This is a genomic window from Rhodococcus sp. MEB064 (assembly GCF_000834565.1).
GTDB lineage: Bacteria > Actinomycetota > Actinomycetes > Mycobacteriales > Mycobacteriaceae > Rhodococcoides.
This window is the reverse complement of the sequence record NZ_JXQS01000013.1, coordinates 40,667-66,436: the sequence shown is the minus strand read 5'-3', so window position 1 is coordinate 66,436 and position 25,770 is coordinate 40,667. Positions and strand designations below refer to the sequence as shown.

General features: G+C 67.5%; 25 protein-coding genes and 4 tRNA genes. 18 read left to right on the top strand and 11 right to left on the bottom strand.

Annotated features, from left to right (window positions below; all coding sequences use genetic code 11):
• Nucleotides 1–2 precede the first annotated feature (2 nt).
• The 4 genes from cydB (at nucleotide 3) to RU01_RS07400 (ending at nucleotide 5,034) form a co-directional block, all read left to right on the top strand.
• Nucleotides 3–1,037, top strand: a complete 1,035-nt coding sequence (gene cydB / locus RU01_RS07415) for a cytochrome d ubiquinol oxidase subunit II (RefSeq protein WP_042573919.1) — start codon at nucleotides 3–5, stop codon at nucleotides 1,035–1,037.
• Nucleotides 1,034–2,710, top strand: coding sequence for a thiol reductant ABC exporter subunit CydD (gene cydD / locus RU01_RS07410; RefSeq protein ID WP_042573887.1), 1,677 nt, complete (start codon nucleotides 1,034–1,036; stop codon nucleotides 2,708–2,710). The genes cydB and cydD overlap by 4 nt, the downstream gene beginning before the upstream one ends.
• Nucleotides 2,707–4,437: a thiol reductant ABC exporter subunit CydC gene (cydC, locus tag RU01_RS07405; RefSeq protein ID WP_042573886.1), complete on the top strand. Its 1,731-nt coding sequence runs from the start codon at nucleotides 2,707–2,709 to the stop codon at nucleotides 4,435–4,437. The genes cydD and cydC overlap by 4 nt, the downstream gene beginning before the upstream one ends.
• A 300-nt stretch (nucleotides 4,438–4,737) precedes the next feature.
• Nucleotides 4,738–5,034 carry a hypothetical protein gene (locus RU01_RS07400; RefSeq protein WP_052493162.1) on the top strand — a complete coding sequence of 99 codons (297 nt, stop codon included), beginning with the start codon at nucleotides 4,738–4,740 and terminating at the stop codon, nucleotides 5,032–5,034.
• 3 nt (nucleotides 5,035–5,037) lie between these two features.
• On the opposite strand, the gene RU01_RS07395 is transcribed toward RU01_RS07400, so the two are convergent.
• Entirely contained in the window at nucleotides 5,038–5,715 is a 678-nt protein-coding gene (locus tag RU01_RS07395; RefSeq protein WP_042573885.1) for an FABP family protein, read from the bottom strand.
• A 283-nt stretch (nucleotides 5,716–5,998) separates the two neighbouring features.
• On the opposite strand from RU01_RS07395, the gene RU01_RS07385 reads away from it, so the two are divergent.
• Nucleotides 5,999–7,477 (top strand): cutinase family protein, encoded by a 1,479-nt coding sequence (locus RU01_RS07385; RefSeq protein ID WP_231568628.1) that lies wholly within the window; start codon nucleotides 5,999–6,001, stop codon nucleotides 7,475–7,477.
• 62 nt (nucleotides 7,478–7,539) lie between these two features.
• On the opposite strand, the gene RU01_RS07380 is transcribed toward RU01_RS07385, so the two are convergent.
• The 5 genes from RU01_RS07380 to RU01_RS07360 form a co-directional block, all read right to left on the bottom strand.
• Entirely contained in the window at nucleotides 7,540–7,848 is a 309-nt protein-coding gene (locus tag RU01_RS07380; protein WP_042573883.1) for a DUF1416 domain-containing protein, read from the bottom strand.
• Nucleotides 7,849–7,851: 3 nt separating this feature from the next.
• Complete coding sequence (locus RU01_RS07375; protein ID WP_042573882.1) at nucleotides 7,852–8,685, bottom strand: sulfurtransferase; 834 nt, start codon at nucleotides 8,683–8,685, stop codon at nucleotides 7,852–7,854.
• 43 nt (nucleotides 8,686–8,728) lie between these two features.
• On the bottom strand, nucleotides 8,729–9,196 hold the full coding sequence (locus RU01_RS07370; protein ID WP_042573881.1) for a DUF4395 domain-containing protein: 468 nt from the start codon (nucleotides 9,194–9,196) through the stop codon (nucleotides 8,729–8,731).
• 278 nt (nucleotides 9,197–9,474) lie between these two features.
• Nucleotides 9,475–9,921, bottom strand: a complete 447-nt coding sequence (locus RU01_RS07365) for a TlpA family protein disulfide reductase (RefSeq protein WP_042573880.1) — start codon at nucleotides 9,919–9,921, stop codon at nucleotides 9,475–9,477.
• A complete protein-coding gene (locus tag RU01_RS07360) occupies nucleotides 9,918–10,697 on the bottom strand; it encodes an LmeA family phospholipid-binding protein (protein WP_042573879.1) in 780 nt (259 codons plus the stop codon). The genes RU01_RS07365 and RU01_RS07360 overlap by 4 nt, the downstream gene beginning before the upstream one ends.
• Nucleotides 10,698–10,867: 170 nt before the next feature.
• On the opposite strand from RU01_RS07360, the gene RU01_RS07355 reads away from it, so the two are divergent.
• From RU01_RS07355 to pstB, 6 genes are all read left to right on the top strand, one after another.
• A complete protein-coding gene (locus RU01_RS07355; RefSeq protein ID WP_042573878.1) occupies nucleotides 10,868–11,668 on the top strand; it encodes a winged helix-turn-helix transcriptional regulator in 801 nt (266 codons plus the stop codon).
• Between the two features lies 1 nt (nucleotide 11,669).
• On the top strand, nucleotides 11,670–12,575 hold the full coding sequence (gene mshD, locus RU01_RS07350; protein ID WP_042573877.1) for a mycothiol synthase: 906 nt from the start codon (nucleotides 11,670–11,672) through the stop codon (nucleotides 12,573–12,575).
• A gap of 212 nt (nucleotides 12,576–12,787) precedes the next feature.
• A complete protein-coding gene (gene pstS, locus RU01_RS07345; protein WP_042573876.1) occupies nucleotides 12,788–13,885 on the top strand; it encodes a phosphate ABC transporter substrate-binding protein PstS in 1,098 nt (365 codons plus the stop codon).
• 82 nt (nucleotides 13,886–13,967) lie between these two features.
• Entirely contained in the window at nucleotides 13,968–15,005 is a 1,038-nt protein-coding gene (gene pstC / locus RU01_RS07340) for a phosphate ABC transporter permease subunit PstC (RefSeq protein WP_042573875.1), read from the top strand.
• A gap of 3 nt (nucleotides 15,006–15,008) precedes the next feature.
• Nucleotides 15,009–15,932 (top strand): phosphate ABC transporter permease PstA, encoded by a 924-nt coding sequence (gene pstA, locus RU01_RS07335; protein ID WP_042573874.1) that lies wholly within the window; start codon nucleotides 15,009–15,011, stop codon nucleotides 15,930–15,932.
• 17 nt (nucleotides 15,933–15,949) lie between these two features.
• Nucleotides 15,950–16,726, top strand: a complete 777-nt coding sequence (pstB, locus tag RU01_RS07330; protein ID WP_042573873.1) for a phosphate ABC transporter ATP-binding protein PstB — start codon at nucleotides 15,950–15,952, stop codon at nucleotides 16,724–16,726.
• A 75-nt stretch (nucleotides 16,727–16,801) separates the two neighbouring features.
• Here pstB and phoU read toward each other — a convergent pair whose 3' ends face one another.
• From phoU to RU01_RS07310, 4 genes are all read right to left on the bottom strand, one after another.
• A complete protein-coding gene (gene phoU, locus RU01_RS07325; RefSeq protein WP_042573872.1) occupies nucleotides 16,802–17,479 on the bottom strand; it encodes a phosphate signaling complex protein PhoU in 678 nt (225 codons plus the stop codon).
• 75 nt (nucleotides 17,480–17,554) lie between these two features.
• Nucleotides 17,555–19,525: an LCP family protein gene (locus RU01_RS07320; protein ID WP_042573871.1), complete on the bottom strand. Its 1,971-nt coding sequence runs from the start codon at nucleotides 19,523–19,525 to the stop codon at nucleotides 17,555–17,557.
• A gap of 60 nt (nucleotides 19,526–19,585) precedes the next feature.
• The gene (dusB, locus tag RU01_RS07315; protein ID WP_042573916.1) at nucleotides 19,586–20,725 is read right to left on the bottom strand and encodes a tRNA dihydrouridine synthase DusB; all 1,140 of its coding nucleotides are present in this window, start codon (nucleotides 20,723–20,725) and stop codon (nucleotides 19,586–19,588) included.
• 126 nt (nucleotides 20,726–20,851) lie between these two features.
• A complete protein-coding gene (locus tag RU01_RS07310) occupies nucleotides 20,852–21,817 on the bottom strand; it encodes an acyl-ACP desaturase (protein ID WP_042573870.1) in 966 nt (321 codons plus the stop codon).
• A gap of 306 nt (nucleotides 21,818–22,123) precedes the next feature.
• Here RU01_RS07310 and RU01_RS07305 point away from each other — a divergent pair, with 306 nt between their 5' ends.
• Genes RU01_RS07305 through RU01_RS07295 form a run of 3 tightly spaced genes read left to right on the top strand, consistent with a single transcriptional unit; the run spans nucleotide 22,124 to nucleotide 24,192 of the window.
• Complete coding sequence (locus RU01_RS07305; RefSeq protein WP_056070395.1) at nucleotides 22,124–22,747, top strand: AIM24 family protein; 624 nt, start codon at nucleotides 22,124–22,126, stop codon at nucleotides 22,745–22,747.
• A 1-nt stretch (nucleotide 22,748) separates the two neighbouring features.
• Nucleotides 22,749–23,423 (top strand): AIM24 family protein, encoded by a 675-nt coding sequence (locus RU01_RS07300; RefSeq protein WP_042573868.1) that lies wholly within the window; start codon nucleotides 22,749–22,751, stop codon nucleotides 23,421–23,423.
• Nucleotides 23,424–23,439: 16 nt separating this feature from the next.
• Nucleotides 23,440–24,192, top strand: a complete 753-nt coding sequence (locus RU01_RS07295; protein WP_042573867.1) for an AIM24 family protein — start codon at nucleotides 23,440–23,442, stop codon at nucleotides 24,190–24,192.
• A gap of 37 nt (nucleotides 24,193–24,229) precedes the next feature.
• On the opposite strand, the gene RU01_RS07290 is transcribed toward RU01_RS07295, so the two are convergent.
• Nucleotides 24,230–24,305, bottom strand: a tRNA-Lys gene (locus tag RU01_RS07290).
• A 318-nt stretch (nucleotides 24,306–24,623) separates the two neighbouring features.
• Here RU01_RS07290 and RU01_RS07285 point away from each other — a divergent pair.
• The 4 genes from RU01_RS07285 to RU01_RS07270 all read left to right on the top strand — a co-directional run bounded on the left by RU01_RS07285 (nucleotide 24,624) and on the right by RU01_RS07270 (nucleotide 25,764).
• Nucleotides 24,624–25,274, top strand: coding sequence for a ScbR family autoregulator-binding transcription factor (locus tag RU01_RS07285; protein WP_042573866.1), 651 nt, complete (start codon nucleotides 24,624–24,626; stop codon nucleotides 25,272–25,274).
• A 96-nt stretch (nucleotides 25,275–25,370) separates the two neighbouring features.
• Nucleotides 25,371–25,443, top strand: a tRNA-Glu gene (locus tag RU01_RS07280).
• 107 nt (nucleotides 25,444–25,550) lie between these two features.
• Nucleotides 25,551–25,624: transfer RNA gene (locus RU01_RS07275), tRNA-Asp, on the top strand.
• A 66-nt stretch (nucleotides 25,625–25,690) separates the two neighbouring features.
• Nucleotides 25,691–25,764: transfer RNA gene (locus RU01_RS07270), tRNA-Phe, on the top strand.
• Nucleotides 25,765–25,770 lie beyond the last annotated feature (6 nt).

Sequence of the window (25,770 nt, the reverse complement as noted above, 5' to 3'; positions counted from 1 at the left end):
ACATGGGTACACCCGAGTTCTGGTTCGTCGTCGTGACCGCGTTGTTCGTCGGATACTTCGTCCTCGAGGGTTTCGACTTCGGCGTCGGCATGCTCATGCCGATCCTGGGATCGTCGCGGCGAGAGGACGGCGAGACCCGGCGGCGAGTCGTGCTGAACACCATCGGCCCGGTCTGGGACGGCAACGAGGTCTGGCTCATCACGGCGGGAGGAGTGCTGTTCGCGGCTTTCCCCGAGTGGTACGCGACGCTCTTCTCCGGCTTCTACCTGCCGTTGCTGCTGATCCTCGTGGCGCTCATCCTCCGCATCTGTGCAATCGAGTATCGCGGCAAGATCGACGATCCGGTGTGGCGTCGACGGTGCGACCTGGGTATCGGTATCGGGTCGTGGGTGCCTGCCGTGCTGTGGGGCGTGGCCTTCGCCAACATCGTCCGTGGTGTCGCGATCGACGCCGACAAGAAGGTGACGTCCGGACTGCTCGACCTGCTCTCGCCGTATGCCCTGCTGGGCGGCGCGACGACGGCGCTGCTGTTCGCGTTCCACGGCGCCGTGTTCATCGCGCTGAAGACTGCCGGCGAGGTACACGACGACGCGTCGACTCTTGCTGCCCGGCTGCTCCTTCCGGTCGCCGCGGTCACCGGGGTGTTCGCGCTGTGGACCCAGGTCGCACACGGCAAGGGGTGGACATGGTGGCTGGTCCTCGCGGCGGTCGCCGGGCTCGCGGCAGCTGCGTCGGCGCTCGCTCGCGGGCGTGACGGGTGGGCGTTCGTCGGAACGACGGTGACCATAGCGAGCGCGGTGCTGCTGCTGTTCTGCTCGCTGTTCCCCGATGTCATGCCGTCGACGATCGACGACGCGTTCTCGCTGACCGTCGACAACGCATCGTCCTCCGCCTACACGTTGCGCATCATGTCGTGGCTGTCGGCGATCGTCGCGCCGGTCGTGCTCGCGTACCAGGGTTGGACCTACTGGGTGTTCCGCCGCCGCATCGGGTCACAGCACATCCCGCCGTCGATCGGTCTGACGAGGGCGCCGTGAGCACGCGGTCGGGTCCGATAGATCCCCGCCTGTGGACGCGGTCCGTACCGGTCCGGCGCTACCTCGTCGGGTCGGTGGTCTTCTCCTCGGTGACCACCGCCTGCGTCATCGTCGTCGCCGTCATGGTCGGCACCGTGCTGGGCGGAGCGATCACCGACCCGTCGCGTCGGGATCCCGGCGCCTGGACTGCCGAGCTGGTCGTCCTCGGATGCGCCGTCGTCGTTCGCAGCCTCTCGACGTGGGCGAGGTCCCGATACGCGCAACGGTCCGCGCTCCGGGTCGTGCGTGGTCTCAAGGCCGACCTTCTCGATGCCGCGACCACTCGTCGCGACCTCCGCGGGGCGGACGATCGTGGTGAGTGGACGACGGTGCTCACGCGGGGACTCGACGGACTGGCGCCCTACCTCACCGACTATCTGCCGGCGTTGGTGCTGGCAGTGATGGTCACTCCCGCAACGGTTCTCGTCATCGCCGTCGTCGATCCCCTGTCCGCGGTGATCGTCGTGGTGACCCTGCCGACGATCCCGGTGTTCATGGTGCTCATCGGGCTGCTGACGCGCGGCCGATCGCGTCGGACGCTGGATGCGATGGCGCGACTGTCCGCTCGGACGATGGATCTGCTGGCGGGCATCCCGACGTTGCGCGCACTGGGCCGTCAGGACGGACCCTCCGCGCGGATCGGCGAGCTGGGAGAGAGCCACCGACGTCGGACCATGTCGGCGCTGCGCGTCGCCTTCCTGTCGTCGATGGTCCTCGAGCTGCTCGCGACGCTCGGTGTGGCCCTCGTCGCGGTGACGATCGGTCTGCGACTCGTGTACGGCGAGATGGGCCTGACCGCCGGCATCATCGCCCTCGTCCTGGCACCCGAGGTCTACCTCCCTCTCCGTGCGCTGGGCAGTGCGTTCCACGCCTCCGAGGACGGGACCGAGGCCGCCGGTCGCGCCTTCGCCCTGCTCGAATCCACCGAGGGCTCTGCACGTCCGGGCGTCCGCACGCAGGTACCGCCGACCGGTGCCCTCACCGTCGAGCTCACCGGAGTCTCGGTGCGAGGCCGCGACGGGTGGGCCCCCTCGGGTGTCGACGCGACTTTTCGGCCCGGCGAGGTGACCGTCCTGACCGGTGCGAACGGCACCGGGAAGTCCACGATTCTCGCGACGATCCTGGGTCTCGTGGAACCCGACGAGGGCCGCGTCGAGCTGATCTCGTCCGACGGTCGACGTCTCGACCTGTCGAGGGTGGACCTGGAGACCTGGTGGGACCGTGTCGCATGGCTCCCGCAGCGGCCGGCGATCGTCGCCGGAACTGTCGCGGACAACCTCGACCTCGGGGCGGGTGGAGACGTCGACGCGGCGGCGCGCGCCACCGGATTCGACCGTGTCCTCGCGACGCTGGAGCACGGACGCTCGACCGTGCTGGGTGCAGGGGGAGCCGGCCTGTCCCTCGGGGAGGCGCAACGACTGGCTCTGACGCGGACTCTCGCGTCCGCCGCGCCCGTGCTGCTCCTGGACGAACCGACTGCTCACCTGGATCCGGAATGTACTGCACGCGTGCTCGAGTCGCTCGTTGCCGCGGCGCGATCCGGCCGCACCGTCGTCGTGGTGGGGCACGCGCCCGAGGTGCTCGCGGTCGCGGACAGTGTCGTGACGGCGAGCCGACCGGCGGTGCCGGCATGAACGACCTCGTGAGGGCTGTGCGTCTTCTCGACCTCGAGCCGCGCAGGATGATCCGCGCCGTCCTGGCGGGAGTCGCGACGCTCGGCAGCGCGCTCGCGCTGTCGGCGCTGTCGGCCTGGCTCATCACGCGGGCATGGCAGATGCCCCCGGTGCTGCACCTGTCCGTCGCCGTCGTCGCGGTGCGCGCCCTCGGAATCACTCGCGGCCTGTGCCGCTACCTCGAGAGGTTGGCGACCCACGACGTCGCGTTGCGAGGAATGGTATCGGCGCGGTCCTCGCTGTATCGCATTCTTGCGCAAGGGAATTCGTCGGCCTCCGTAACTCTGCGACGGGGAGATCTCCTCGTGCGTACCGGCGCCGACGTGGACGCCGTCGGCGACGTGGTGGTGCGCGCGCTCGTCCCCGTCGCGGTCGCGTCGGTGATCTCGGTCGCGGCGGTCGGTGTGGTCGCCGTGTGGTCGCCCGCAGCCGCGACGATCCTCGCCGCAGCACTGTTCGTGTCCGGTGTCGTCGCGCCGTGGCTCGCGGGCCGGGCCGAGACGGCGTCGGCGCAGGCACTGCTTCTCGCGCGGGCCGACTATGCGGGACATGCCGTCACGGCCGTCGACCACGCCGCCGAATTGCGCGTCTCGGGCCGTCTGGCGGACGTCCGACGCCGGGCGGACGAGGCGGACGCGGCCGCCGCCGCAGCGCAGGATCGCGCGGGAACGTGGTCCGCGTTGTCCGCTGCGGCGACGCCCCTGTCGATGGGGGCCGCTGTTCTCGGAGCTCTGATCACGGGCATCGCGGCCTACGGGAGCGGAACGGGATTCTCCGGGGGTGTCGATCCGACGGGCCTGGCCGTCGTCGTCCTCGTGCCCCTCGCCGCCTTCGAGGCGACAGGGGCTGTGCCTGCGGCGGCTGTCGCTCTGGTGCGAGGCTCCGCGGCGGCCCGGCGCATCATGGCTCTGGTCGACTCGGCGGGCCCCGGACACGCGGCCACCGATCGGTCGGTCCCCACCGGGGATGTGAGTCTCGAGGTGGACGCCGTGGTCGCCGGCCGCGGGCGCGCCCACACCGCACCGGTGTCGCTGCGCCTGGAACCCGGTGCGCGGGTGGCGATCATGGGCCCGAGCGGCATCGGCAAGTCGACTCTGGCCATGACACTCGCCGGGCTCGTGCCGGCGATCTCGGGGGAGGTGCGCGTGGCGGGTCACCCGATCGACGACGTGCCCGAGGACTGGTTGCGCGCCGAGGTGACCTACTTCGCCGAGGACGCACACGTCTTCGAGACGACCGTGCTGGAGAATCTTCGGGTGGTGCGCGGCGACCTCACCGAGCGCGACGCTCTGGACGCCGTGCAGCGAGTGGGTCTCGGTGACTGGGTCGAGACCCTGCCCGGGGGACTGCACACCCTGCTGGACGGCGGGGATCGAGCGATATCCGGCGGGCAGCGTCGTCGACTGCTCCTGGCGCGGGCGGTGGTGTCGCGAGCGTCGGTGCTGGTCGTCGACGAACCCACCGAGCACCTGGACGACGCATCGTCGGCTCGACTTCTCTCCGCGGCGCTCGACCCCGCAGGCGGACTGTTCGAGCCGGAGCGGACCGTCGTGGTCGTGACGCACAGTCCGGTACCGAATGGTGTGCGCACACTCCACGTCCGAGGCGACGCTCCTGCCGACGCGGTCCGGACATCGTCTGTTCGCTCCGAGAAAAAGCCGTTGCAGAGCGCGCTGTTCCACGCGTAGCGTCGTCAGTACACGAGAGAGGAGGTGGTCTGGAATTGTATGACTCTTGGACGCGTGAGGTGGCTGCCCGCTAGCCGCACCCGCTGACGGATATCACTCACCGCGCGAGCGGCGGGCGAATACCAGGCAGCTACCCGACCCCCGAGCCCTCGGTCCGTCCAGACCGAGACCCGTACTCCCGCAAGGGTGTACCGGTAGGGCTCGGGGGTCGCGTCATGTCCGGGGTCGATCGGGACCATCACCGACCACGGTCTTTCCCGTTCTGCCGAGGCGACGCCGACGGTGTGTCAGTGTGGGTGCATGACTGACGACCGCAGCAGCGAGACCACCGAGACCACCGAGTCCGACGATGCCGACACGACCACGTCGAACGAGGACACGGTGGGCCCCGAGTTGACGCAGGAGGACCTCGACCGCGCCGGCGAGAAGATGGACGGACTGAACGACCGGTACAAGACGGGCGCCCGCGAGACGGTCACACTGCCGGGCACCAACGGCACCGTGTCGGGAACCGCGTTCGCCGACTTCGATCCGGAGAAGGCCGACTCCGACGACGAGTCGTCCTCGAAGGACGATGCCGAAGCGAGCGCCGAGTAGAGGTCAGCCGACGTAGCGGGCGAGGCGTGCGGACAATCGGGGGGCGAGATCGCCGTCCGGTCCGACACGCTCCTCGACATACGCCAGATCGCCGCCGTCGACGATGCCGTACAGACGCTTCGCGCCGCCCACGAGCGCGGCTGAGGTGGTGCGGATGACGACGTCGGTGGCCAACTCCCACGACGACTGTGTCAGCGCGCGCCCGTAGTAGAGCTCGATGAGGCCGGTCGCGTGTGTCAGCAGAAGCTCGAGAGTCTCTTCGTCCTCCGCACCCGCGATGCCGGATCCGCTGACGCGCCAGAAGCCGGACTCGCGAAGATCCTCGGCCGTGTAGGCGCCCTCGGCGTCGGTGCGCCAGGTCCGGGACTCCCACGTCAGGTACGGGCCGCCGTCGTGACTCACGATGATCTGCTGGCCGAAGGTGTAGTCGCCGTCGGCGTCGTGCCCTTCACCGTCGCCCCGCCACACGCCCACGAGGGGGAGGAGGGCCAGAACGGAATGCGAGATGTCGACGCCGAGCCGCAGGTTGGCGGTGTCGTCGGTCGCGGGAAGGTCGGGGAGCACCGGGATGTTGCGACCCGCAGTCTCCTTGGCCCGATCCTCGGCGCGCGCCACTGCCTCGTCACCACTCAGGCGTGGCGATGTACTGCCGGACCGGCCGTCGTCGAACGGACTGCTCACGACTCGTCGGTGACCAAGCGGTAGACCACGTACAGGGAGAACCAGGCGATGAGAATCGACGCCAGCACCAGGAGTACCTCGAAGAAGATGACCACGCATCGAGTGTAGACCGCGGCGCGTCGGTCGTCGTTCCTGGCCCGGGCGCCCGACTGTTCGGGCCGCAGACCTTGTGACCGATGACAAGCTCGCGTCGGTCCGAACGGCCGCCGGGTTGCATAGGGTCGGAGCGTTCCGATGTCGGAACTGCAGATACGTGGTCGGAGAGGTGCCGGTGAAGAGGGTCATGGAGTCGAGGACGGGGCGGATGTCGCCCGGTGGAGCCGCCACACGAGTGTTCGCCGTGTGTGCGACGGCCCTGCTGGCGGTGACTGTCCTGCAGACGTCCGTCGCCGCGGCCGCCCCGATCACACCGTCGGATCCGCTCGGCCTCGGCGACGACCCGGTCGAGTCCGTACTGGACACGTTCGGCCTGGGAAACAAGGTCGACCAGGACCCGAACAACTACGCCTACGACTGCCCCGACATTCTGATCGTCGCGATCACGGGGGCGACCGACTCGGAGTCGGACAGGAATCCCGTCGACGAGGTCGACCGACTGCCGTGGTCGAACTGGGTGGGCAACGTGACCGTTCCGACGGGCGAGGCCAATGCCGAGTACCCCGGACGCGTCGGGTGGGTCTACGTCCCCTACGCCTCCGAGTACGGAGTCGCGGTGGCCGATCCGGTGCCCACCTACCAGGAGTCGGTGCGCGAGGGCCTGAGCACGATGACCCGGATGATCGACGAGAACAAGACCGCCTGCGGGACGTCGACCAAGTACGTCCTGCTCGGCTACAGCGTCGGCGCCGAAGCGGTCGAACGTCTGGCCGTCGACATCGGGTCACGCCCGTCGACCGCCCATGTCTCGTCCGACGACATCGCCGGTGTCGCCCTCGTCGGCGATCCCTACCGACCCGCGGGCACCGCGTCGTTGGACAAGCCGGGACCTCCCGGGGGCGGCTTCATGTCCTCGGAACCGAAGGACTACGGAACGCTGACCGACAAGATCCGGTGGGCCTGCCGTCCTATGGACATCGCCTGTGACGCCCCCGAGAACCTGGGCGTACTTCCGTTGGCGTTGAACGTGTTCGGGCGCATGCATTTCACACTTCTCGACCCTGCACGGACGGTCACCGACTTTGCCGCCGTGTCGTCCGACGTGGCCGCGCGCACCATCGCGCACGTGTTCTCCGACCCCGGATTCGCGACGTCCGACGAGTCCGTTCTCGACGTCATGCTGCGCGTGTCCGACCGGACCGAACCCACCGCCGACGAGCCTGCGCCGTCCCCGCAGGAGATGTTCGACGCCGCACAGTGGGCCATGGGACCGGGCCGCAGTGTCGTCGAGGCGAAGCTGGCGGCCGAAGCGAAGGGCTTCGCCGCGGACAACGCGGACATCCCGCAGCTGTGGGAGAAGCCGTACATCGAGCTCGGGTTCCTCCAGCACCTCTACTACTGGGACAACTTCCCGGACAACGGCAGGGACTGGGAGAGCGAGAAGCTCATTCGGTGGATCACCGACATCGCGAGGGAAAAGAGTGAGAAGCCACCCGTGATCGAGCCGGCCGTACCGCCGGCAGCCGACGGCGCCGAGGCTCCCCGGGTGATCCCCCCGGTGGCCCCCGGTTACCTCGCGCCTCCGGCTGCGCCGACAGAGACCGTGCCGTCGACATGGGAGGAAGTGCTGAAGTCGCTCGGACTCCCGCCCGAACCCGGCAAGTAGACGAACGCGAAGAGCCCCGCCCGGAGAACTGCTCGGGCGGGGCTTTCGTCGATCAGATGAGGTCAGGCGCCGATAGCGATCTCTGCCTCGTGAAGTCCGGCGGACTCGGGCGAGATGGTGACGTCGCCGTTGCCACTCGCGGACAGGGCACGCAGCGTCCACGTGCCGGGCGCCGCGAAGAACCGGAAGTCACCGGTTCCCGATGCGACGACCTCGGCGGTGAACTCACCGGTGCTGTCGAGCAGACGCACGTACGCGCCGCCCACGGGCTGGCCGTCCGACTTCGCGAGGACACGGCCGGTGATGACCGTTTCCTTCTCGATGTCGACGCCGGCCGGAAGGGTCTGTCCCTGAACTGGTGCTCCGCACATGTCTTACGCTCCCAACTCGATCGGTGCTCCGACGAGGGAGCCGTACTCGGTCCAGCTGCCGTCGTAGTTCTTGACGTTGTCGTAGCCGAGCAGCTGGGTCAGTGCGAACCAGCTGTGCGACGAACGCTCGCCGATGCGGCAGTACGCGATGGTGCCCTTGGCGGGATCGATGCCGACACCGTCGTAGAGCTCCTTCAGTTCCTCGTCGGACTTGAAGGTGCCGTCCTCGTTGGCAGCCTTGCTCCATGGGACGTTGACGGCGCCGGGGATGTGGCCCGGACGCTGGCTCTGCTCCTGGGGAAGGTGCGCCGGCGCGAGGATCTTGCCGGAGTACTCGTCGGGGGAGCGGATGTCGAGGAGGTTCTTGGTGCCGATGGCGGCGATGACCTCGTCGCGGAACGCGCGGATCGACAGGTCGGGAGCCTCGGCCTTGTACGACGTGGTCTCCCGCGAGACGGCGTCGGTGCTGAGCGGACGACCGTCCAGTTCCCACTTCTTGCGGCCGCCGTCGAGCAGACGAACGTCCTTGTGGCCGTACAGCTTGAAGTACCAGTACGCGTACGCGGCGAACCAGTTGTTGTTGCCGCCGTAGAGGATCACGGTGTCGTCGTTGGCGATGCCGCGGGTCGACAGCAGGTCGGAGAACTGCTCCTGATTGAGGAAGTCGCGAAGGACCGGATCCTGGAGGTCGGACTTCCAGTCGAGCTTCACGGCACCCTCGATGTGGCCGGTGTCGTAGGCGCTGGTGTCCTCGTCGACCTCGACGAACACGGTCTTGGGAGCATGCAGGTTCTGCTCGGCCCAGTCGGCAGTGACCAGGACGTCGGAGCGAGCCATGTGGTTCCTTTCGATTCTTCTTCTTCTACAGGTGACGGGTGGATCAGGAGATGGCTTGTCGAGCAGGCAGGAGCCGGCTCGCGAGTGGGTAGATCTTGCAGCCCAGGCAGATACCGAAGGCGGCGTTCAGGACGGCTGCGAACAGGGCGAGTCCGGTAGCGATCGTCCCGACGGCGGTGGAGGAGAGAGCGAAGCCTGCCGTGCCGACGACCGCGAACACGAATCCCAGGCCCTGCGCGAAGCGCAGAGGTGTCGCCGGTTCCTTCTCCTGCACCGGCCCGAGCCGTGGTGCGACCACTGCGGCGTAGACGCGGCCGTAGGGGTGCGCGGCCGGACCTGCGGCAGCGCCGTAGGCGAAGACGAGAGTCTGCACACCCAGGATGATCGCGGCCGCGGTGAGGGACACGGTGGAGACGAGGAGAGTGACGACCAGGACGACGGTGGTGACCCAGGCGACGAACCGGGGACCCCGTACGTCGACCTGTGAGGGACTCGCGGTGGGAGTTGGCATCGAGATGCTCCTGCGGTGAGGAAAGAGTGGTGGGACCGAGCGCGGAAGGCCGGGGCACGCGGGATACGCGGGCGGCCGATGGTCTTCCTCGGGATACGTCTCTACCGGCGGCGTGAGGTGCACGCGGCGCGGGAGCGGATCAGCGCTGGGGAAGGACCGTCGTCAGCGGCAACGGCAGCAACAGCCGCCGAGGCGGCACAGATCGACTGTGCGGCGTCGGGTGAGCAGAAGCTCGTGGCTGGCGGTCACGCAGGCCATCGTACGCACGATGGCGAGGATCACGAAGTCGTGGGTCCGGACGCAGCCAGGATCGCGGTACGCAGGTCGGCGACGGACGGCACCCCGGACGCACGCGAGCGCTCCCGCATCGACGGGTCGAGCACGAACGTCGTCGGCAACGACATGACACCGAACTCACGGGCGAGCTGCGGCTGTTCGTCCATGTCTACCTCGACGTCGGACACTGAGCGTCCGGGCGAGTCGAGGTCGGAGACCACGGAGGCCACCACCCGGCGCACGGCCGCGCACGGACCGCACCACGTGGCCGAGAAGTGCAGCACCGTCACCGCGCCGTCGCGTACGCCGACGGCGCGGAGGGCGTCCGCGCGACTCGCGGACGCGGTGCCGGGTTCGGTCGACCGGACGGCGCCTTCGCGCCGCCTGAGCCACAGGCCGACCACTCCGGCCAGCACCAGTGCGACGACGAGGACGAGAACGGCGGTCACGGTGCGCGGATCTCGTCGAGATCGATCGTGACGTCCTGCGCGCTGCCCTCGATGACGATCTGGCCGCCCTCGGCGTACACCGTCGACGGCAGGATGCCGAAGGGGAGCTGCTGCGCATCGATCTTTTTCGTGAACAGACCCAGAACCGCGGGCTTCAGGAAGTCGGGAATGGTGAAATCCGCCTCACCCTCCGGGCCGAAATACAGATCGGACGCGACGATCGAGACGCCGTCCCCGTCGAGGACCAGCTCCGCGGTGACACTGACGGCCGCATCCACCGGGCCGACGGGAACCGTGCCGGTCAGCACCACGGCCCCGGCCGTGGTCTCCCCGGAGCCGCCCGATCCACCGGTTCCGTCCGATCGGTCGGCGGGAGGTGTCGACACCTGCAGATCCGGGATCTGCAGGAAGCGCCCGAGGTCCGTCGCGTCGATACGGACGCGCGCATCGAGCTGGCGCATCGGCACCGTGCGCACCGACCCGTCCAGCAGGTCCGACGGCGGAATCCGCACGTCACGGAGCGTCGCCTCGATGGTGGTCTTCTCGACGTACTCCGTCGGGACGTCCTGGGCGCGGATCTCCACGCGGCGGTAGCTGCCCTCGGCCGCCTGGGTCAGGAACGGGAACCCGTGGATTGTCACCTGGGGGTCGGACACCAGGTCGCCACCCTCACGGAGTGCGCGCGAAACCCGATATTCGGAGTACGCAGCGGTCCCGAAATCGGCGGCGAGGGCGAGCGCCAGGATGAAGACGAGCCCGACGATCAGTTTTCGCACGGAGTTCCTCTCGGGCGGTCGGACGGCGATGACAGCGGGGGATCGAGGTCTCTCGTCCGCGCGACGCACGTCGTGGGCGAGGGATCCTGACTCCGGACAGGTTAGTCTGTGATCCAGCGACAACCGCCCACCGCAGGTCGTGGGACCCGCCGACGAGACGAGGAGGCCCCGTGGATTTACTGCTGCTGACCTCCGACCCGGACCCGGAGTCCGTTCTGCCGTCCCTGGTCCTGCTCGCCCACACGGTCCGCCCGGCGCCGACGGAGGTCTCCTCTCTCCTGGAAGCCGGCAGTGCCGACATCGCGCTCGTCGACGCCCGCACCGACCTCGCGGCGGCACGTGGACTGTGCAGACTCCTCGGCAGCGCCGGCTCCTCGATTCCCGTGGTCGCCGTCCTCACCGAGGGCGGGCTGGTCGCGGTCAACGCCGAGTGGGGCCTGGACGACATCCTGCTTCCCACCACCGGGCCCGCCGAACTCGACGCGAGGCTTCGTCTGCTCGTCGGCCGCCACGGCGGAGTCAGCAGTCCCGAGGCGTCGGGAAAGATCACCCTCGGCGAGCTCGTCATCGACGAGGGCACGTACACCGCGCGCCTGCGCGGCCGACCGCTCGACCTCACGTACAAGGAATTCGAGCTGCTCAAGTACTTGGCCCAGCACGCCGGTCGGGTGTTCACACGCGCTCAGCTCCTGCAGGAAGTCTGGGGATACGACTTCTTCGGAGGCACCCGCACGGTGGACGTCCACGTGCGTCGACTGCGCGCGAAGCTCGGCACCGAGTACGAATCGCTGATCGGTACCGTCCGGAACGTCGGCTACAAGGCCGTTCGTCCCAGCCGTGCGGGCAAGGGATCGTCGTCTGCCGACGACACCTCCGACCTGGACGCGGACATGCCCGTCGACGATGCTCCCCAGCCGGTGTCGTCCTCCGCCTCGAGCTCGTTCGCTCCGTCCGATCGGTCGGGTTCCTGACATGACCGCAGACATCTCCATCGACTCCCGCCGCCCCACGCCGGAGGAAGCGCAGCTGGTCCGCGACGCCATCGCGCGCGCCACCGTCGTCGACGGAACGCCGCCGCTGTCCGAGCAGGCAGAGCGGGCCGTCGACTCACCCCGTGACGACGAGCATCTGCTCGCCCTCGACGATGGTCGACTCGTCGGCTACGCCACGCTGGCACCCGAGCACGGCGACACCCCGGCGATGGCCGAGGTCGTCGTCCACCCCGATGCGCGCGGTCGAGGCGTCGGAACGCAGCTGGTCGAGCGGGCTCTGCCGTCATCCACCGCACGCGTGTGGGCGCACGGCAGGCTCCCGTCGGCGGATCGCGTCGCGGAGAAGCTGGGTTTGGCCGTCGTCCGGGAACTGCTCCAGATGCGTCGCCCCCTGGGCTCGGACACCCCGCTTCCGGAACTCCCCGTGCGCGAGGGCATCACACTGCGCACCTATCGCGACGGCGACGACGCCGAGATCCTGCGCGTCAACAACGCCGCCTTCGCGTGGCATCCGGAGCAGGGCGGCTGGACCGGCGCCGACATCGACGAGCGTCGAGCCGAGGACTGGTTCGACCCGGAGGGTCTGTTCGTCGCCACGTCCGCGGACGATCCCGACACGATTCTCGGTTTCCACTGGACCAAGGTCCACCCCCCGACCGGCGACGACCCCGAACTCGGGGAGGTCTACGTCGTCGGCATCGACCCGAACGCGCAGGGCAAGGGTCTGGGAGCACTGCTGACGCTGGCAGGCCTGCGCTACCTCGCGGATCGTGAGCTGCCCGCGGTGCTCCTCTACGTCGAGTCGGACAACACGGCCGCCGTCCACACATACAGCAAGCTCGGTTTCACCACGTTCCACGTCGACGCGGCGTTCGCCCGCGCCTGATCGTCCGGCGTTCTCGAGACCGATATCTCATGCCTTTCCGGGCATCCGGTCGCCTTGTTCACCTTCCGTTCACGGAGGCGCGGCACACCGTCCACCACCGGCGCTTACGTTCTCCCTCGGGTAGCGCACGCTAACCGTTGCGATCGAGTGATCGCATCCTTTTCTCGCCCGCCGACCGATCGGTCGCGACGGGCTGTTTCTGGAGGAGACAGGTGAAGCTCGAGCGCAGCATTGCCCTCATGGGCGTACTGGCTGTCGGCGGATTGACGCTGGCTGCATGTGGTTCCGACGCGAACGTCGAGGCCACCGGCAGTGGTGACTCCGCCGCGACTTGCGAGGGCAAGAGTCCCGTCACCGGCGAAGGGTCGTCGGCGCAGCAGAACGCGATGTCCAATTTCACGTCCGTCTACTCGGGTGTGTGCTCCGGCAAGGCAGTGGAGTACACGGTCAGCGGTTCCGGTAACGGCCGTACCCAGTTCGTCGCCGGTCTCGTGGACTTCGCGGGCTCGGACTCGTCCATCAAGGATCAGCAGGCGACGGACGCCGCCACCCGCTGTGCCGGTAACCCGGCGTGGAACCTTCCCCTCGTGTTCGGCCCGGTCGCCGTGGCCTACACGCTCGACGGTGTCGACGACCTGGTCCTGACGCCCGACGTCATCGCCCAGATCTTCACCGGCAAGATCACCACCTGGAACGATCCGGCCATCGCCGCGCTGAACGAGGGCGCGACGCTCCCGACCACAGCTATCACGCCGATCTACCGCTCGGATTCCTCGGGCACGAGCGACAACTTCCAGCGCTTCCTGTCCGACGCCGCACCGCAGTCCTGGACGCTGGATCACAGCTCCGACTGGGCCGGTGGCGTCGGCGAGGGTGCCAACGGATCGTCGGGTGTGGCTCAGGCCGCCGCCGCGACACCGGGCGCTATCACTTACGTCGAGAAGGGCTTCGCCGACCAGGAGAACCTGACCGCCGCCGCGATCGACTTCGGCGCCGGCCCCGTCGAGCTGAGCACCGAGGCAGCTGCCAAGGCCATCGACACCGTCACGTTCAAGGGCGACGGCAACGACCTGGTTCTCGACACCGATGCGTTGTTCGCCAGCAAGGAAGCCGATTCCTACCCGCTGGTGCTCTCGACCTACGAGATCGTCTGCTCCAAGGGATACGACGCGGAGACCGCCGCCGGCGTCAAGTCGTTCCTGCTCAGCGCAACCAACGAGGGCCAGGAAGGCCTCGAGGCTGCCGGTTACGTGCCGCTCCCGGACAGCTTCAAGGAGCGTCTGGTGACGGCGATCAACGCCATTTCCTGACACACTGGTCGTCGCCTGCATCGCTCCACGTCGGAGTGATGCAGGCGACGCAAGTACCCCACCACACGAGACAGTGAGCGGTATGAGCGACACCCATTCGATCAGCGGCGTCACCCCGGCTACCATCCCAGCCGTCGACGCCGCTCGTAAGACGGAAGCGCCGACACCAGTGCCCGACAAGAAAGCCACAGGTACGGTCACCCGCCCGGGCGACCGGATCTTCTCGACGCTCGCCACCGGGTCCGGTGTCTTCGTCATCGTTCTGATCGCCGCGATCGGTGGGTTCCTCCTGTGGCGGGCCATCCCCGCGCTGCAGAACAACACCGTCAACTTCTTCACGTACGACGGTCAGTGGGACACCTCGGACACGTCGGCGATGCTGTTCGGCGTCCGCGACCTGTTCCTCGTGACCGCCACCGTGTCCATCGTCGCGCTGATCCTCGCGATGCCGGTGGCGCTGGGTATCGCCATCTACCTGACGCACTACGCGCCGAAGCGGTTGGCGGGTCCGCTGGGATACGTCATCGATCTGCTGGCCGCGGTGCCGTCGATCGTGTTCGGCCTGTGGGGCCTCTACGTCCTCGCGCCGGCCATCTCCCCGGCAGCCGAGTGGCTCAACACCAACCTGGCGTGGTTCCCGCTGTTCGCCACCGGCTCGGTGTCCATCGCCGGCGGCGGCACCATCTTCACCGGTGCCATCGTCCTCGCCGTGATGATTCTGCCCATCATCGCCGCGGTCACCCGCGAGGTGTTCGTCCAGACACCCAAGGGCCACATCGAAGCTGCGCTCGCACTCGGTGCAACTCGCTGGGAAGTGGTGCGCACCACCGTCATTCCCTTCGGCAAGTCCGGATTCGTCAGCGGTTCGATGCTCGGCCTCGGCCGCGCGCTCGGCGAGACCATCGCGCTCTACATCATCATCCGCAGCACCCAGGAAACATTCGGGTGGACGCTCTTCGACGGCGGTAACACCTTCGCCACCAAGATCGCACTGGCAGCCGGTGAGTTCAACAACCAGCTGCAGGCCGGTGCGTACATCGCCGCGGGACTCGTTCTCTTCGTCCTGACCTTCGTGGTCAACGCCGGCGCCCGCGCCGCCATCGCCGGAAAGAAGGACTGACCCATGGCCGACAACGCCTCGACGGCCACCATGGATCGGCCGGTCAAGCAGCCGACGTTCCAGGGCGTCAGTTCCCGCCGCAAGGTGTCCGACTCCCTGGCCACCGTGCTGGTGACCCTGGCCGTGGTGATCGCTCTGATCCCGCTGGTGTGGGTCCTCTACACAGTCGTCTCACGGGGCATCGGCGCCGTCGCGACGGCCGACTGGTGGCAGTTCTCGCAAGCCGGAGTCACCCCCTTCAAGCCGGGCGGCGGCGCTTACCACGCCATCGTCGGCACGCTCCTGCAAGGACTGTTCTGCGCGGTCATCTCCATCCCGATCGGCATCTTCGTCGCCATCTACCTGGTGGAGTACGGCGTCGGAACGCGGCTCGCGAAGGCCACGACCTTCATGGTCGACATCCTCACGGGTGTCCCGTCCATCGTCGCGGCTCTGTTCATCTACAGTCTCTGGATCGCGACGTTCGGCTTCGACCGCTCCGGTCTCGCCGTCTCCCTCGCCCTGGTGCTGCTGATGATCCCGGTGATCGTGCGGTCCGCGGAGGAGATGCTGCGCATCGTTCCGCAGGATCTCCGCGAAGCGTCGTATGCACTCGGTGTGCCCAAGTGGAAGACCATCGCGAAGATCGTCGTCCCGACGGCACTCTCGGGCATCGTCACGGGAATCATGCTCGCTCTCGCCCGCGTCATGGGAGAGACCGCGCCGGTGCTGATCCTCGTGGGATCCGCCACCGCCATCAACTTCAACCTCTTCGCCGGCCCGCAGACCTCGCTGCCGCTGATGATGGTCGATCTGCAGAAGGCCGGTACGGCCGCGCTGACCAGCGAGCGGATGTGGGGAGCAGCTCTCACCCTCATCCTCATCGTCGCGGTCCTCAACATCGGCGCGAAGCTGGTGTCCCGCTTCTTCGCCCCCAAGAACTTCTGACCTGAAGGATTCTCGACATGGCCAAGCGACTCGATCTGAAAGACGTCAACATCTTCTACGGCAAGTTCCACGCCGTATCCAATGTGACGCTCTCCGTCCCCCCTCGTAGTGTCACGGCCTTCATCGGACCGTCGGGCTGCGGCAAGTCCACCGTCCTGCGCTCGCTGAACCGCATGCACGAGGTCACCCCCGGTGCCCGCGTCGAAGGCTCCGTGCTTCTCGACGGCGAGGACATTTACGGCTCCGGTGTCGACCCCGTCGGCGTCCGGCGCACCATCGGCATGGTGTTCCAGCGTCCCAACCCGTTCCCGACGATGTCGATCCGCGACAACGTCGTCGCCGGCCTCAAGCTCCAGGGCGGCAAGAACAAGAAGCAGCTCGACGAGATCGCCGAGGAGTCGCTCAAGGGCGCGAACCTCTGGACCGAGGTCAAGGACCGCCTCGACAAGCCCGGTGGTGGTCTCTCCGGTGGTCAGCAGCAGCGCCTGTGCATCGCACGAGCCATCGCGGTGCAGCCGGACGTGCTGCTCATGGACGAGCCGTGCTCCGCGCTGGACCCCATCTCCACGCTCGCGATCGAGGACCTGATCGGCGAGCTGAAGAAGGACTTCACCATCGTGATCGTCACGCACAACATGCAGCAGGCTGCGCGTGTGAGCGATCAGACCGGCTTCTTCAACCTCGAGGCCACCGGTAAGCCCGGCAACCTCATCGAGATCGACGACACCGAGAAGATCTTCTCCAACCCGACGCAGAAGGCCACCGAGGACTACATCTCCGGCCGCTTCGGATAAACACCGACAACCTCCGCACAGACGAAAGGGCGCCCTCCGGTCAGGAGGGCGCCCTTTCGTCCGTGTGCGTGTGGGTCAGGAGACGTGCTGCGCGGGGGGAGTCGGCAGGTCGCTGGGGAGGCTGCCGGTGACCAGGAAGATCACTCGACGGCCCACCTCCACGGCATGGTCGGCGAAACGCTCGTAGAAGCGTCCGAGCAGCGTGACGTCGACGGCCGCAGCGACTCCGTGGCTCCACTCCTTGTCCATCAGGACGCTGAAGAGGTGACGGTGCAGGTCGTCCATCGCCTCGTCCTCCTCGCGGAGCTTCGCGGCGCGCTCGGGGTCACGGGTCTCGAGCACCTCGCGTGCCGACGATCCGAGAGCCACGGCGATGCGGCCCATCTCGGCGAAGTAGCCGTTCACTTCCTCGGGCAGAGCGTGCTGAGGATGGCGACGACGCGCGATCTTGGCGACGTGGAGAGCCAGGGCGCCCATGCGGTCGATGTCGGCGACGATCTGGATGCCGGAGACCACCGATCGGAGATCGCCGGCGACGGGGGCCTGGAGGGCGAGGAGGGCGAACGCACGCTCCTCGGCCTGGGAGCTGAGATCGGTGATCCTCTCGTGTTCGCCGATCACCTGCTCGGCGATACGGAGGTCGGCCTGCAGCAAGGACTGCGTGGCACGCTCCATCGCACTACCGGCCAATGCGGCCATCTCGCCGAGCAGGTCGGCGAGTTCTGTCATCTGTTCGTTGTAAGCCACGCGCATGGTCCGATTTTACTCGGCTCGACATGGGCAACGGGCATGCAGGCGGTGAACGGGCGGTGAATGCGGGTTATCGATTCACACGCAGGCGTCGTCGGCGCCGTTCGTGACCGTGAGATCGCTCGGGAGAGCGACCTCGGTGGCCCCGGATGTTCCTACCTGGAAGGTCGGAAGAACCTCGCCGACGGCGGTGGGAACGGACGTGAACCCCTGGTACTCCGATCCCAGCACCACATCGACGATGCCTCCGAGGCTCGGGAGTTCCTCGAGCACCGCTCCCGGAATGGCGCTCGCGACGGTCTCGGCCTCGGCGATCGACCCGGTGCCGTAGCGCACGACGGTGGCGGCAGATCCCGGCACCTCGGCGTTGCCCGTGCCCATGATCTGGAACCCGTACGCGGCGAGTTCGTCGGCCGTGGTGGCAGCGAGTCCGCTGATCTCGGACCCGTTCGAGATCTGCACCGACACCGTGGAGGGATCGACCGCGATCTGCGGCTCGGACGTGATGGGAGGCGCCGTCGTCACGGGAGCCCCGGGAACCTCCGCGGCGCGCTCTTCACCGGGCAGCGGTTGGTCGTCGATAATGGCCTGGAAGATGGCCTTGATGTCGTCGGTCCGCGGGATCTCGTTGCCGTAATCGGTCGTTCCCGACGTCGGCACCGTCAGGAACGTGACCGCGCCGGCGGCCACGCCCCGTAACGATTTGCCGAGAGTGAGCAGGTCCGAGGTCTTGACGTTCTCGACGAACGTGTCCCTCGTGAACGCGGTGACGAAGCCGTTCAGCGCGCCCGGATCGAACAGCACCCGATTGCTCAGCACCGAGCGGAGCAACGACGACAGGAACAGCTGCTGACGCTTGATGCGTCCGTAGTCGCCGGTGCCTTCGGCTTCCACCTTGCGGGCGCGGACGTAGTTCAACGCGGTGCGTCCGTCGATGCGTTGCTCACCCGTCGTGGCCAGGACCGTCCCGAGTTCGTCGTCGACCAACGGAACGGGCGTGCAGACGTCGACGCCACCGACCTCGTTGACCATCGACTCGAAGCCGGCGAAGTCGATGCCGACGAAGTGTCCGATCCGGAGTCCCGAGATCCTCTGGATGATCTTGACGAGGCATTTCGGCCCCCCGAGGGCATAGGTGGCGTTCAGCTTGTCGCCGTCCGCGGCCGGGAACATCTCACCGGTGTAGTCGCCCGTCGTGCTGTTCCATCCCTCGCACTCCGGGCGTTCGACGTCGAGGTCTCGGGGAAACGACACCGCGACCACGCGGCTGCGGTCGGCGGGGATGTTGATCAGCATGACGGTGTCGGAGCGCGCACCCTCGGCGTCGGCCTCCGTGCCGGCACCGATCTCACCACTGGCACCTGCGCGAGTATCGGTACCCACGATGAGGTACGTCTCGTCGCCGTACTGGCCGGGGGCGTCGACCACGTCCGTCGATTCGGTGTCCAGCGCGGCGACCTGTTCGAATCCGCGGTCGGTGGCTCGCAGATAACCCCAGACGACACCCGTGACGAGGAGCGCCATGATCGACACCATCGATACTCCGATGCGGCCGAACACGCGAACGCGTCGGCGCTTGCGGGCCCGGCTCAAGGCGAGCCTGGTCAACGCGGGCGGTGGGATCGGGCCCACGGCTTCCGGGGCGGGCCGATCCTTGTCCGAGCTCTCCCGGGAAGGGGCGGGTACCGGCGGAATGACGACGGTCGGCGGGTCGGTCTCGGCGTCGGGCTCGGGCGGAGCTGAGCGCGCCGGGTGCTCGTCGGTCCGGCGATTCCGGGACGACGCGATCTTCGACACTTTGTCCACCAGCTCGGCGACGGACAGGCGCTTGTCCTCGTCGTCGGAAGGAGGGCTGGGGGTGGGTGCTACCGGCCTCGGGTCGTCCGGCCGTGGCCGAGAGTCCGGGGGGGTCGGGCTGTCAGGTCGAACGGGCTCGACCGGGGGCCGGGGACCCGAATCCTGATCCGAACGGGGAACGCGGGAAATGGGCCGTTCCCAGGGGGCTCGACGTCCGGGTGTGGGTGACCCCGAGTCGTCGTCGTCACCCACTTGTCGTTCCCATCGTCCGCGCGTCGACGAGCGGTCGACGGATCGACGCCATATTACTGATCATCCGCCGGAGTGCATCAGATCGGCGCCCGCGGGCACCGCGCAGTCGTCCGGATCGTCGAGCCATCCGTCCGGGAGCGATACCGTCCCGGGCGACCCCTGGCGGCCGCGGGGACCCTCGGCGTCGGCGGGGAACGGAACCGTCGGGTCGAGTCGAGCGAGCAGGTCGTCGAGCTCGGTCAGCGTGGACACCGTCGCCATCCGGACCCGCAGATCCGAGCCGGCCGGGAAGCCGCGCATGTACCAGGCGACGTGCTTGCGCATCTCGCGCAGACCGCGTCCTTCGCCGTGGTGATCGGCGAGCAGCTGCGCGTGACGACGCATGATGACCGACACCTCGCCGAGGGTGGGCGGAGTCGGCGCGGTGGTGCCCCGGAGCGCGGCGGACAGCTCCGCGAAAAGCCATGGGCGGCCCAGGCATCCACGGCCGACGACGACTCCGTCGCAGCCCGTCTCCGTCATCATGCGCGCGGCGTCGCCGGCATCGAAGATGTCGCCGTTGCCGAGGACGGGCACGTCCCGGACGTGGTCCTTGAGTCGGGCGATCTCGGACCAGTCGGCGGTGCCGGAGTACCGCTGAGCGGCGGTGCGTGCGTGGAGGGCGACCGCCGCGGCGCCTTCGCCGGCGGCGATCCGGCCGGCATCGAGGTGGGTGTGGTGCTCGTCGTCGATGCCGATGCGGAACTTGACCGTGACGGGGATGTCCGTTCCCTCGGTCGCCTTGACCGCAGCTGCGACGATCCGCCCGAACAGTGAGCGCTTGTACGGAAGAGCGGCACCGCCACCCTTGCGGGTGACCTTGGGCACCGGGCAGCCGAAGTTCATGTCGATGTGATCGGCCATGTTCTCGTCGACGATCATCTTCGCGGCGTCGTACGTGGTGTCGGGGTCCACGGTGTAGAGCTGCAGCGAGCGCGGTGTCTCCGTGGGCCCGAAGGTGGTCATGTGCAGCGTGGCGGGTTGGCGCTCGACGAGGGCGCGCGCGGTGACCATCTCGCACACGTAGAGGCCGGACGTGCTTCCGGTCAGCTGCTCCTCGAGTTCGCGGCACAGCGTGCGGAACGCGACGTTGGTGACCCCGGCCATCGGGGCGAGCACGACGGGACTGCGCAGGGTCAGAGATCCGATCTGCAGAGTCATGGCCAGTGTCACCCGTCAGTAGTGGAAACAGCGATGTGCCCGGCATCCGCAGACACGGTTGCCGGGCACATCGAGAGTATCCGCCGAGTCGGAACTCGGCCAATCACGCCGTCGGCGTGAGCGGTGTCAGGACGCCTGCGCCTGACGCTTCGCGGCCTCGCGCGAGAGCATCCGGTCGCGCTGCTCCTCGAACTTGAGAACGTCCTTCTCGAGCTTCTCGAGGAAGGCTGCCAGCTCTTCGCGCGTCTGCTCGCCCGCGGCGGTGAAGTCGGTGCGGTCGAAGATGTTCCACTTGCGCAGGACGGGCATGACGACGTCCTCGAGGTGCTGACGCAGGTCGTAGATGCCGTGCTTGGCCATCAGGACGCCGTTGCGACGGAAGTTCGGCATGCCGGCGCCGGGCATCTGGAAGTTCTGCACGATGTCGGCGATGGCACGCAGCGCCTGGTCGGGGGAGATGTCGAGGGCCGCGCCGCACAGGTTGCGGTAGAAGATCATGTGCAGGTTCTCGTCGGCGGCAATGCGCTGCAGCATGCGGTCGGCGATCGGGTCGTTGCAGACCTTGCCGGTGTTGCGGTGACTGACGCGCGTGGCGAGTTCCTGGAACGTGACGTACGAGACGGAGTGGAGGAAGCCCATCTCGTCGTGACCGCCGGCGGCGGCGGAGGAGAAGCCGTTGGTCATGTGCTCGATGCGGGCCTGCTCGAGAGCGACGGGATCCACACCACGGGTGACGACGAGGTAGTCGCGCATCACGATGCCGTGGCGGTTCTCCTCGGCGGTCCAGCGACCGACCCACGTTCCCCAGGCGCCGTCCTGGGAGAAGTTCTCCGCGATCTCGCGGTGGTACGAGGGCAGGTTGTCCTCGGTGAGGAGGTTGGTGATCATCGCGGCCTTGGCGACCTCGTCGAGACGAGACTGCTCCGGCGACCAGTCCTCGCCGCCGAGAGCAGCGAAGTTGCGACCCTCGTCCCACGGGACGTAGTCGTGGGGGTGCCACTCCTTGGCCATGGAGAGATGCCGGTTCAGATTTTCTTCCGCAACCGGCTGCAGCTCGTCGAGCAGCTCGAGTTGTGTCAGATCCCGTGCCATGCGTGTCCTCCAAGAATGATGTCGGTTCGTTCGAGCCTACGGCACCGTAAGTTTGTTGTGAATCGCTTCGATGCGCGCCGGGGCTGCTGACGTACCGTCCGGTAAACGAGTATCGAACAGGGGTGAAAGTTCGTTACCTCCACAGACGTGGACTGGTTCCTATTATATGCCGCAGCGACCGGGGAACGGGCTTTGTGAGTTGTGGGCGAAACGGTATGGATGTTCTGTACGTCACTCGAGTGCACGACGGGCGTCCGGATCACCGGACGGCCCCCGTTTCCGATGTCGTTCTGCCATCCTGTCCCGGTGGCTCACCTGAGAACAGAGGGACACCGTGTTCTGGTCGTCGAACTGCGCGACGAGACGATACGCGCGATCACGGGATCGATGGTCGCCTACGAGGGCCGGTTGACGTTCAAGAACGCCGGCGTGGGCGGTGGCGGCGGTCTGCGCGCTGCGCTCAAACAGAAGGTGACGGGGGAGTCCCTGTCGCTGATGGAGATCGGCGGTTCGGGTGTGGCCCGACTGGCGGTGGATGCCCAGCACGTGTCGGTCGTCCCGCTGTCGGGCGACGCCATCCACGTCGAGTCGTCCCAACTCCTGGCGTTGTCGGGTTCGCTGCGGTCGGACGTCGCGTTCGCCGGACTGCGCGGAGCATCGTCGGGTCAGGGCCTGTTCACGACCGTGGTCAGCGGGCAGGGTGACGTCGCACTGCTGTCGGCCGGTGGCCCGTTGATAGCGCTGGAGGTATCGCCGCAGTTCCCACTGGTCGTCGATCCCGACGCCTTCGTCGCCCACCGTGGGCAGGTCACCCAGAGTTTCGTCACCGACGTCACGTGGCGGTCCGCCCTCGGCGGCGGAAGCGGCGAGGCGTTCTCCCTGCGTTTCGACGGCACCGGTGTCGTCTACGTCCAGCCCGAGGAGCGCTGACATGCTCGAGGTCGTCAACAGCAAGGTCGTCGCCGCGACGCTGACGCCGGGACTTCCGGCCCTCGCCCGACGAGGATCGATGTTGTTCTATACCGGCGACGTCCGATTCGTCCCCCACAGCATGGGCGGCGCGGCAGGCGCGATGCCGGGCGTCGGCGCTCTCGCGGGAATGGCGGGTCGGATGATGTCCGGCGAGCACGTGGCGACGATGGCCGCGGAGGGGTCCGGCACCGTCCACTACGGCCACGCCGGGTTGCACGTGGCGGTCATCGACCTCGACGGGTCGATGCCGCTGTCGGTCGAGGCGTCGCGGTTGCTGGTGCACATCGGGCACCTGTCCACATCCGTCGTCCCGCTCACCCAGCAGGGCGGCGCCCGAGGCGTCGTCCGTGGCGCGATGACCGGTCAGGGCATGTTCACGACGCAGGTCGCCGGTCGGGGGCAGGTGGCAGTGCTGTCCCACGGAGGTATGACGGCGCTCGAGGTGGGGCCGGACCGGCCGCAGGTGGTGGTGGATCCGCAGGCCTACGTCTGCCATCGCGGACATCTGACCATCGACATCTCGGCGAGCGTCGGGTGGCGGGATGCGGTGGGTCGTGGGTCCGGCGAAGCGGTGCAGCTCGCCGTCGGCGGGCAGGGCACGGTCTGGGTCCAGGCGTCCGAGCAGAAGTTCTGACAGGAGTACGCAGATCATGACCGATGTCGTCCACAACCCCCACACGCTGCCGGTGAACGACAACGTGCCCGGTAACGACTACGCGTTCTGCATCGAACTCGACGGCCCACCGTGGTTCACCGCCAAGGGGGCGATGATCGCCTACTACGGGACCATCCAGTTCGAGCCCCTCGGTCGGACGTCCATGGCGGCGATCGTGGCCAGTCGATTCTCGTCCCCGCTGTACGCGGACGACTGGGTCCTGGCGAGTGGACACGGCAAGGTGATCCTGGGAGATCGCGGGTTCGACATCAACTCCTACGACCTGGACGACGGCAATCTCACCATTCGCGCGGCCAATCTGCTGGCTTTCGAGCCGGGGCTGGAGCTGAAACAGTCGATCGTCCCCGGGTTCCTGACCCTGCTGGGCACCGGGAAGTTCCTGGCGTCGTCGAACGGTGCGGTGGTCTTCGCCGAACCGCCCGTGCGAGTCGACCCGCAGGCGCTGGTGGGGTGGGCGGACTGCCCGGCGCCGTCGCATCATTTCGACGCTGCGTGGATGCAGAACTTCCTCGGCGCGGCTCAGGGGATGCTGCTCGGCGCGAACACGGGGGAGGAGCGGCAGTTCGACTTCACCGGTGCGGGAACCGTGTTGATCCAGTCGTCGGAGAAGGTGGTCAGCGACACGCACCTGCTGCGACATATCGAATCCGAGACTGTCGCGTTGGGGCAGAACGCCCTGCGTGCGCTGCATCAGAGCATCGGGTCGAGGCTCTCGCAGAATCCGTGACCGGATCGTCCTGCGGTGCGTCGTCGGTACTCGCGCGTGGTGCCCCCAGTAGGGCTCGAACCTACGACCTGCGGATTAAAAGTCCGTAGCTCTACCAACTGAGCTATAGGGGCCAGTGCTCGACGAGTGTAATGGACCGGTTCGCGGCGGCCGCCCACCGGCTCCCGCCCGCTGACGGGCAATTGCCTTTGAAATGGCTTTATGAATTTTCACCATTCTTTACGACGCGAGTGCGGACGCTCGCCAGCACGGAACCGGACAAAACCGGCAGTCGGTGCACGCCTGCCAGGTGAGGCGGTCGTGCAGCGACGTCGGAACCGGCGACAACGCGGCATTCGTGGACAGGTCCGAGGGGATTCTCAGGTTTGTCGGTTAAGCTTCGGCGAGTATCAGGGCCCCTTTGGGTGATCATTTTCGGAGGCATAGGCGCAATGGCACAGCAGGAACGCGCTCGACGCACCCGGGCCGCGATAGTCGAGGCTGCGGCGTACGAGTTCAGCAGGCGTGGTTACACCGCGGCATCGGTGAACACCATCTTGGAAGGTTCACGCGCGACCAAGGGCGCGATGTACTTCCATTTCAGTTCCAAGGAAGAACTCGCACGCGCAGTGCTGCAGACCGCGATGGAGAAGTACATCGCCGTCATGGACACGCCGCGCCCCGAGGGCACGGACGCGCTGGAATGGCTGCACACCCTGATCACCAGCCTGGCCACGTCCTTCGAGGAGAACGTCGTCGTCCGCGCCGAGTTCCGTCTCGTCGTCGAACCCGAGTTCCACGAGAGCATCCGTGAAGGCGCCGGCGCCGTCTGGGGGCGCACCGCACACAAGCTGGCGTCCGAGGCGCACGAGACCGGCCTGCTCCGCCCGGACATCGATCCGCGGATGTTCACCCGCGTGCTGGTCACGTCCCTCGCCGGTCAGCGCTACATGGCGGACCTGACCGCCGACGACACCAATCTCACGCTCTTGTTCGAGGAGTCGCTCGAGGTTCTGCTGATGGCGATGGCGTCCCGCGAATGGCTGGACAAGTGGCGCGTCAACGGGTGGCCCTCACGCACCGCTGTCAGCGTCGATTCATAGCCTGACCTGCTGATTTGGGAAATCCTGAAGCAGTGTCATAAGCTATCCAAGCTCCCAACGGAACGCCGTTGGGGTACGGTCGGAGCGATTCGACGGGCCCCCTTCGTTTAGCGGCCTAGGACGCCGCCCTTTCAAGGCGGTAGCGCGGGTTCGAATCCCGTAGGGGGTACGTTTCGGTGTGTGACATCACCGCAACGGGTTGGGCCACTCTTCGAGTGGTAAGAAGTACGACGAAGATGCAGTAGGGTCTTCCACGCAGTACATGCTTCACAGCATGGCCCTGTGGCGCAGTTGGTTAGCGCGCCGCCCTGTCACGGCGGAGGTCGCGGGTTCGAGTCCCGTCAGGGTCGCAACAATCGCATCATCTCGGTGGTGCGAATGCATCAGTACCATCCGGTGTCAGCCACGGATGTCACGGCCAGGTAGCTCAGTCGGTACGAGCGTCCGCCTGAAAAGCGGAAGGTCGCCGGTTCGATCCCGGCTCTGGCCACCGAAG